General features: G+C 67.8%; 7 protein-coding genes and 1 tRNA gene. 6 read left to right on the top strand and 2 right to left on the bottom strand.

The genetic code is table 11. The annotated features are described in order from the left end of the window. The 3 genes from HMPREF1138_RS11290 to HMPREF1138_RS06730 form a co-directional block, all read left to right on the top strand. Positions 1-1424: hypothetical protein (locus HMPREF1138_RS11290; RefSeq protein WP_009057921.1), on the top strand; the 1424-nt coding region annotated here is incomplete at its 5' end. Beyond that, positions 1421-2326, top strand: a complete 906-nt coding sequence (locus HMPREF1138_RS06735) for an alpha/beta fold hydrolase (protein ID WP_009057915.1) — start codon at positions 1421-1423, stop codon at positions 2324-2326. The genes HMPREF1138_RS11290 and HMPREF1138_RS06735, both read left to right, overlap by 4 nt. 180 nt (positions 2327-2506) lie before the next feature. Then, positions 2507-3190, top strand: coding sequence for a Crp/Fnr family transcriptional regulator (locus HMPREF1138_RS06730; protein ID WP_003791132.1), 684 nt, complete (start codon positions 2507-2509; stop codon positions 3188-3190). Positions 3191-3338: 148 nt separating this feature from the next. Here the strand turns inward: HMPREF1138_RS06730 and HMPREF1138_RS06725 are convergent, their stop codons facing one another. After that, positions 3339-3518, bottom strand: a complete 180-nt coding sequence (locus HMPREF1138_RS06725) for a DUF4177 domain-containing protein (RefSeq protein ID WP_009057918.1) — start codon at positions 3516-3518, stop codon at positions 3339-3341. Further along, entirely contained in the window at positions 3515-3874 is a 360-nt protein-coding gene (locus HMPREF1138_RS06720; protein ID WP_009057922.1) for a WhiB family transcriptional regulator, read from the bottom strand. The genes HMPREF1138_RS06725 and HMPREF1138_RS06720 overlap by 4 nt, the downstream gene beginning before the upstream one ends. Positions 3875-4043: 169 nt before the next feature. On the opposite strand from HMPREF1138_RS06720, the gene HMPREF1138_RS06715 reads away from it, so the two are divergent. From HMPREF1138_RS06715 to HMPREF1138_RS06705, 3 genes are all read left to right on the top strand, one after another. Further along, complete coding sequence (locus tag HMPREF1138_RS06715) at positions 4044-6149, top strand: transglycosylase domain-containing protein (RefSeq protein ID WP_009057917.1); 2106 nt, start codon at positions 4044-4046, stop codon at positions 6147-6149. Position 6150: 1 nt separating this feature from the next. After that, positions 6151-7119 (top strand): metallophosphoesterase, encoded by a 969-nt coding sequence (locus tag HMPREF1138_RS06710; RefSeq protein ID WP_009057920.1) that lies wholly within the window; start codon positions 6151-6153, stop codon positions 7117-7119. 105 nt (positions 7120-7224) lie between these two features. Further along, positions 7225-7298, top strand: a tRNA-Pro gene (locus HMPREF1138_RS06705). Positions 7299-7449: the final 151 nt, after the last annotated feature.

Below are 7449 nucleotides of genomic sequence, written 5' to 3'. Positions count from 1 at the left end.
CCCCCGCCGAGGCCTCGTCGACCGAGCGCGCTGAGGCTGCACCGAGCGAGGACGCCGCCGAGGCGGAGTCCGACGAGCCGAGCGCCCCCGTGGCCGAAGAAGCCCCGGCCGAAGAAGCCGCCGCGCAGGGCGAGGACCCGACGGACGACGAGCCCGAGCAGGTCGGCGAACCCGCCGAGGAGCGGGAGCCCGCCCGCTCCCCCGTCATGACGCCCGCGCAGGCCGCGGCCGCCCTGGGACTGAACCTCGATTCCGTGCGCGAGCCCCGCGAAGAGGAAACCAACGAACCGGCCGATGCCCCGCAGGATGCTCCCACCGACAACGTCGAGGAAACGCCCGTCGACAACGCCGAGGAGCAGGCGGACGAGGCGACGACAGCGGAGGGCGCCGAGGCCTCGAAGGACGACGAGGAGCCCGTCTCCGCGGTCGGCGGCGCCGCGGCGGAAGCGACCCACACTCTGGCGTCGCGCCGCTCCATGATCTTCGGCGACGAGGAACCCGTCTCTCCCTCGATCCCCGCGCTGAGCCCCACCGAGCAGCAGGCTGGCGCGTCGAGCGCCCAGGAACCCGCCGAGCGCGACACGGCCTCGGACGAGGACACGACCAAGGACTCAGTGACCGCCCTCGTCGACGGCCCCACCAAGCAGCTGCCCACACAGGCGACCTCGTACTCCTTCGCGGATCAGGACCAGGCCGAGGCCGAACGCCCGCGCCGCCGCTCCCTGCTCAACGCCGACGATGACGAGCGCGACGCCGCCACCCTGGCCGCGATCGCCTCCGCCAATCGCGACCGCTCCGAGAACACGAAGGAGCCCGCCGGGCTGGACGACGAGCTCTTCTCCGCCGCGCCGGTCATCACCGAGATGCCCTCGCGCCGAGGAGCCCACTTCCTGTCCCTCGTGCTCTTCCTCGTCCTCACGCCGCTCGGCTGGTACCTGGCTTCCGACGCCGGCGCACGCATGACGCTGGCTGACGCCGCCCCCATGTACACGGGCGTCGCCTCGATCCTGGCGCTCGGCGAACTCCTCGGAGCGATCGTCGTCGCCGTGATCCTGTTTGCCACCGCGCGCCGCTCCTCCCTGGGAGCGTGGATCATGGGCGTGGCCACCCTGATCGTCGGCCTGCCGTGGGTGCTCGCCCCCGGCATCACGGCCTCGACCCTGCTGGCTTCGCTGAACGCCCTGAGCGCCTCCAGCTCCCTCGGCGCGAATCTCTCGCACCACCTGCAGGCGTCCGGCTACTCCGGTCGCTTCGCGATCCTGGGCATCGTCCTCATGGGCGTGGGCTACCTCTCCCACTCCGCGCGCCGCACCGGCCGCGCCGAGGAGGCCCTGCGCACCTCGATTGAGGCCGTCAACCCGGCCGGCGCCTTCTATTCCAAGCGCGCACGCAAGAAGGCAGCGAAGGACCTGAACAGCAAGTGAAGACCCTGATTCCCGCCAGCGCGATCGAGCTCGAAGGTCCGTGGACCCATCGGCACGTGAGCGCTGGCGGCGCCACATTCCACGTCGCCGACATGGGCCAGAACATGGACCATGCGCTGGTACTCCTGCACGGTTTCCCCGAGCACTGGTGGTCCTGGCGTGAGGTCCTGCCCCTCCTGGCCGAGTCGACCTCGCGCGTGTTTGCCCTCGATTTGCGAGGCTTTGGGACCTCCGACCTGACGCGCGGGGACTGCGACGTAACACAGCTGGCCACCGACGTCATCGGGGTCGTGCGCGCGCTCGGCGTCGCCTCGTTCTCCGTGGCCGGCCTCGGCGTCGGGGGGACCGTCGCGTGGATGATCGGCGCGCTCGCGCCGCTCGAGCTGCGCTCGGTCGCCGTCCTGTCAGCGCCGCATCCGCTGGGCATCCAGCCCGTCATCGGGCGCGCCCCCTGGGCGGGTGGCCGCGTCCTTCAGGGCCGTCTCGCGCTGCCCACGGGACGCGAGCGCGCCCTGCGTTCCGGGTCGCTCGTGACGACCGTGTACCGCGCGTGGGCATCTCCCGCTAACGTGGACAGCCTCGTGTCACAGTCGGGCACCTACCGGGCGGCCCTGCGCCGCCCCTTCGCCGCGCACACGGCCCTGCGGGGACTCCACGCGACCCGGTCGCTGTCTCGCGAGGTTCGCCGCACCCTGTCGGAGCCGCTGCAGGTGCCCGTCCTGTCGCTTGTCGGCCGAGACGACGGCGCATGGTCCGCACTCGATCACGCCGCCGACGCGCAGTTTGTCGACGCTCCCCTGACCCAGATCGTCATTCGCGAGGCCGGGCACTTCCTGCCCGAGGAGGCACCCGAGGCGGTCGCGCAGGCCCTGGCGCAGCACGTCGGAGCGCACGCCCAGTAGCCCATTTTCATTAGACAGGTCACACAAATCGGTGAATGAAACATGTTTCACCTGATAGATAGGGCATAATGGTGTGATACGCGGTACCTCCTAGTGAGCGGTGTAACGCATGGGACTCGCCGCGCAGTCCAAATCGGAACGCCCGAGCAACTCGGGCACGAGCGGAAGGAGCTCCGCACCATGATCGGTGACGGAAACTTCATCAGCCAGGTGCCGCTGTTCGGTGGCCTTGATGATGCACAGCAGGTGTCCCTCCAGCAGAAGATGGGTCATACGACCCTGCGTCGCGGTGAGACCCTCTTCGACGAGGGCGATCTCGGCGATCGCCTCTACATCGTGACCGAGGGCAAGGTCAAGCTCGGCCACACGTCGAGCGACGGCCGCGAGTCCCTCCTCGCCGTCCTCGGCCCGGGTGAGATCATCGGCGAGCTCACGCTCTTCGATCCGGGCCCGCGTTCGACCACTGCGACCGCCGTCTCCCCGGCGTCGCTCCTCTACCTCGAGCACGAGGACCTCATGCACGTGCTCGACACGAACCCCACGCTGGCCAAGCACATGCTGCGCGCCCTCGCGCAGCGCCTGCGCCGCACCAACGAATCCCTCTCCGACCTCGTCTTCTCCGACGTCCCCGGCCGCGTCGCCAAGGCCCTCCTGGACCTCGCCGACCGCTTCGGCACCGCGACCGACAAGGGCGTCCACGTCCCCCACGACCTCACGCAGGAAGAACTGGCCCAGCTGGTGGGCGCCTCACGCGAGACCGTGAACAAGTCCCTCGCCGACTTCGTGTCGCGAGGCTGGATCCGCCTGGAGGGTCGCGCCGTCACCCTCCTCGACGTCGATCGCCTGGCGCGCCGCGCCCGCTGACCTCAGCTCACGGGTTGGGCCCGACACCGCGCGGTGTCGGGCCCAACCTTTTGTTTCCTGACGCGAACGAGGCCGTGGCCCCTTGCGCTTGACGCGCGTGCCGACCACGGCCTCGTTCATGCTGTTCTCTGCGCGCAGATTCCGCGCGTCAGTTCTGAACGGCGGAAGCTTCCTCAATCGGACGCTTGAGGTAGGCCACCAGGTTCTCCGAGCCCGTGGGGCCGGGGATCACCTGGACGAGTTCCCACCCGTCGGCGCCCCACTGGTCGAGGATTGCTTTCGTCGCGTGCGTGAGCAGCGGAATCGTGGAGTATTCCCATTTAGTCATGAGCCCATCCTACCTGCCATCTGGGGGCGCACGAAGGGCAACACCTTCGGAACGTGGGCGCTGCGCAGCTCCCGGGCCAACGGGTCATCCGAGGAACGCAGCCACTCCAGCCAATCCTCCGCGTGGGGATAGTGGCGCAAAATCGCGCGTCGCTCCCGCTCAGTCAGGCCACCCCACACGCCGTAGTTAGCTTCGGACTCCAGGGCATCGGCGAGGCATTCGAGGCGTACCTCGCACTCGTAGCAGCGCAGGCGAATCTGACGCTGGGATGCACCCTGAACGAAGAGCGCGTCCGGTTCGATGGACGCGCACAAAGCACGTGCGACCCAACTCTGGTCGTCGCCGTGGGTTGACATCGTGAATCTCCACTCCACTGTACTACGAGCCCTATCATGTGACCATACACACATACCTCTGTGGGTGCAAACGGTGCGACCTCGTATGAGGCGACGACGGGTGACCGATCAGGCAATTCTCACGCGTTGCCAGACTCCAGATGTCCCCGGCGGCACGTAAGCTAGAACCATGTCGCACTCTCATTCACGCGCCGTCCGGCCGACCCAGCTGTTCGCCCTCCTGCTGGCGTTCCTGAGCGTCTCCTCGCTCATGGGCGTCGTCGGGGCGGGCATGCTCGTCCCCATCGCCGGACCCACCGCGCTGGTCGCGAAGTCGGTCCCCTCCGTGTTTAACGAGCTGCCCGGCGACCTTCAGACGGTGGCACCCGCCGAGGAATCACAGCTTCTCGACTCCTCCGGCGGCGTGATCGCGCACTTCTACGACAAGCAGCGCATCGTCGTTCCCAGCGCGAATATCGCCGACGTTATGAAGAAGGCGATCATCGCGATCGAGGACAAGCGCTTCTACGAGCACAACGGCGTGGATGCTACCGGCATCGCGCGAGCGCTCGTGACAAACCTGGGCGATTCGGGCCGCCAGGGCGCCTCGACGATCACCCAGCAGTACGTGCGTAACTCTCTGGCCGAGCGCGGCTACCTCGAAGGCGATGCCGACCAGGTCAGCGCCGCCACCGAGCAGACAACCGAGCGTAAGCTCCGCGAGATCAAGTACGCGATGGCCCTGGAAAAAACCCAGTCCAAGGACGAGATCCTCACGGGCTACCTGAACATCGCTCCCTTCGGCCCCATCACCTACGGCGTCGAAGCCGCCTCGCAGCGCTACTTCTCCAAGTCAGCCTCCGAACTGGACTACCTGGAGGCCGCACTCCTCGCCGGCCTCGTTCAGTCTCCCGTCCAGTACGACCCGCTCACCCACCCCGAAGCCGCCCAGGAACGCCGAGACACGGTCCTGGCGACCATGCTGGAGCAGGGCGTCATCACGCAGGAAGAGTACGACAAGGGCATCGCGACGTCGGTCGACTCGATGCTGCACCCGACCGTGTCCTCCGAGGGCTGCTCCGGTGCCGAGTCCTCCAAGGCGTATTTCTGCGACTACGTCCTCGCCCAGTTCCTGGAAGACCCGACGTTTGGCGCCACACGCGTCGAGCGCGAGCGCCTGCTCAAGACCCAGGGCATCACGATCCGCACCACGATGGATCCCGCGATGCAGGACGCCGCCTACTCCTCGTTGACGAACACGATCCCCGTGGGCGACGCCTCCGGCCTGAACGACGCCTTGGTCTCCCTGGACCCGCGCTCGGGTCGCGTCCTGTCGATGGCTCAGAACACGACCTACGGCATCGAGGCGGGCGAGACGATGTCGAACTACTCGGCCGATGGCAACTTCCAGGTCGGCTCGACCTTCAAGGTCTTCACCCTGCTCCAGTGGTTCAAGGAGGGCCACTCCGCCTACGAGACGGTCGGTTCGGCGAACACCTTCTACCCGAACGGCGCCTTCAAGTGCGACGGCCGCTCCATCACGACCGAGGGCTACCAGGTCAACGACCTCGCGGGTAAGACCGGCACCATGAACGTCGTGCGCGCCACCGGCCAGTCCGTCAACCAGGCCTTCGTGAACATGGCGTCCCGCGTCGACTTCTGCTCGATCTTCGACACGGCCTACGACTTGGGCATCACCGAGGACGGCGAGGTTCCCTCCCCCTACCCGGCCAACATCCTCGGCTCCGTGTCCGCCTCACCGCTCCAGATGGCGTCCGTGTTCGCGGCGATCGCAAACTCCGGCCAGCAGTGCACGCCGCAGTCCATCGAGTCCGTGACTGACCGCGACGAGAACGTCCTCAAGGAGTTTTCCGCGGACTGCAAGGAGGTCATCTCCCCCGACGTCGCCAACAAGACAGCGGCCCTGCTGACCGCGTCCGCCGGCCAGTACTACACATCCACGCGCCTGGGCGACGGGCGCCCCTTCGCCGCGAAGTCGGGCACCACCGACGGCCACGCCAACACGTGGCTGACGGGCTTCACCCCCTCCATCGTGACCTCCGCGTGGGTGGGCCACGGCGAGAATTCCTCTCAGGAAGTCGGCGCCGTGACCATCAACGGGCACTACTACGGTGAGATTTACGGTGAAACCTTCGTCGGCCAGAACATCTGGGCGCCTTACATGACGCAGGTCCTGGCGGGCACCCCCGTCGAGGCCGTCTCGAACGCAAACATCGGGGCGAGCACTCCGCGCACCTCGACTCCTACGCCGTCTCCCACCAGCAGCGGGCACTGACATGACGTCGACGCTCATGGAGGCCGCGCCCTCGTCCCGCCGACCAGGCCGTGGCCTCCTGCGCACTGCGGGCGCGCTGGTCGGGGGGCTGGGGCTCGCCGGGGTCGCTGCGGGCGGGGCCGCGCTGGCCTGGGGATCGATTGAGCGCACGATGCCGGTGCTGCGGCGCTACCAGGTTCCGGTTCGCGCTCGCGTTCCCGAGGTGACGATCCTCCAGATCGCGGATCTGCACCTGTTCGCGGGGCAGGAGTTTCTGCTCCGTTTTCTCTCCGATGTCGCTTCCTCCGAGCGTTTCGACATGGTCGTAGCCACGGGGGATAATTTCGGCTCGACCGAGGCCCTCGACATGGTGATGGACGCCTATCGGCCCTTCCTGTCGTATCCGGGCGCGTTCGTTCTGGGTTCGAACGACTACTACTCTCCGATCCCCAAGCGCTGGAGCCGCTACCTGTCGCGCTCCAAGCCGCACCCCGCTCGCGTCGTTCCCGACCTGCCGTACCTGCCGATGGTGCGCGAGTTGGTTCGCGCCGGGTGGCTGGATCTGTCAAATGCCGCCGGGACCCTCGCCGTTCCCGGCGGGACGGTGTCACTGCTGGGGACCGACGACGCGCACATTCACCGCGACCGCTTGGGCACCCCGGCCTCATCGTGGGGGCAGGCCGACGTCTTGCATCTGGGCGTCACGCACGCGCCTTACACGCGCGTCGTGTCCGCGCTCGCCTCGGCTGGCTCGGACCTGATCCTGGCGGGCCATACGCACGGCGGTCAGATCGGCATCCCGGGCGGCGGTGCGATCATCACGAACTGCGACATCGCGCGCCGCTATGCGAAGGGTTTGAATCGCTGGGAGGCCCCCGACGGCTCCCAGTCTTGGTTGCATGTATCCGCCGGCCTGGGCACGTCCCCCTACGCGAAGATTCGTATAGCAACGCGCCCCGAGGCATCGATCATTCACGTCCACCCGGCGTAGCCAGCACCCACACGCCCTGGTTATTGCGGCGTGGCCCACACTTCGGCGGGTCGGTTCGTCTCGGTTTGGGATTATCGGCGAGGTAAGGCTATACTCGAACGGCACCGGGGTGTGGCGCAGCTTGGTAGCGCGCTTCGTTCGGGACGAAGAGGCCGTGGGTTCAAATCCCGCCACCCCGACGGTGAGTCGCCGGGACCGTTTGGTCCCGGCGACTTTTGTTATACCGGGCCGGGGCGCTTCTCGGCGGGCCGGGGCGCTTCTCGGCGGGCCGGGGCGCTTCTCGGCGGGCCGGGTGCCGGTGGCGAGGGCGTGCCGGTGCTGCGAGCGCAC

Source organism: Actinomyces sp. ICM58 (genome assembly GCF_000283035.1).
Lineage (GTDB): Bacteria > Actinomycetota > Actinomycetes > Actinomycetales > Actinomycetaceae > Pauljensenia.
Note: the sequence above shows the minus strand (reverse complement) of the source record. Positions and strands in the feature narration are given on the sequence as shown.

Bases quoted from the DNA above. Each gene is read 5' to 3' on its own strand.
- HMPREF1138_RS06730 (WP_003791132.1), top strand. From the start codon at position 2,507: ATGATCGGTGACGGAAACTTCATCAGCCAGGTGCCGCTGTTCGGTGGC.
- HMPREF1138_RS06725 (WP_009057918.1), bottom strand. From the start codon at position 3,518: ATGACTAAATGGGAATACTCCACGATTCCGCTGCTCACGCACGCGACG.
- HMPREF1138_RS06720 (WP_009057922.1), bottom strand. From the start codon at position 3,874: ATGTCAACCCACGGCGACGACCAGAGTTGGGTCGCACGTGCTTTGTGC.
- HMPREF1138_RS06715 (WP_009057917.1), top strand. From the start codon at position 4,044: ATGTCGCACTCTCATTCACGCGCCGTCCGGCCGACCCAGCTGTTCGCC.
- HMPREF1138_RS06710 (WP_009057920.1), top strand. From the start codon at position 6,151: ATGACGTCGACGCTCATGGAGGCCGCGCCCTCGTCCCGCCGACCAGGC.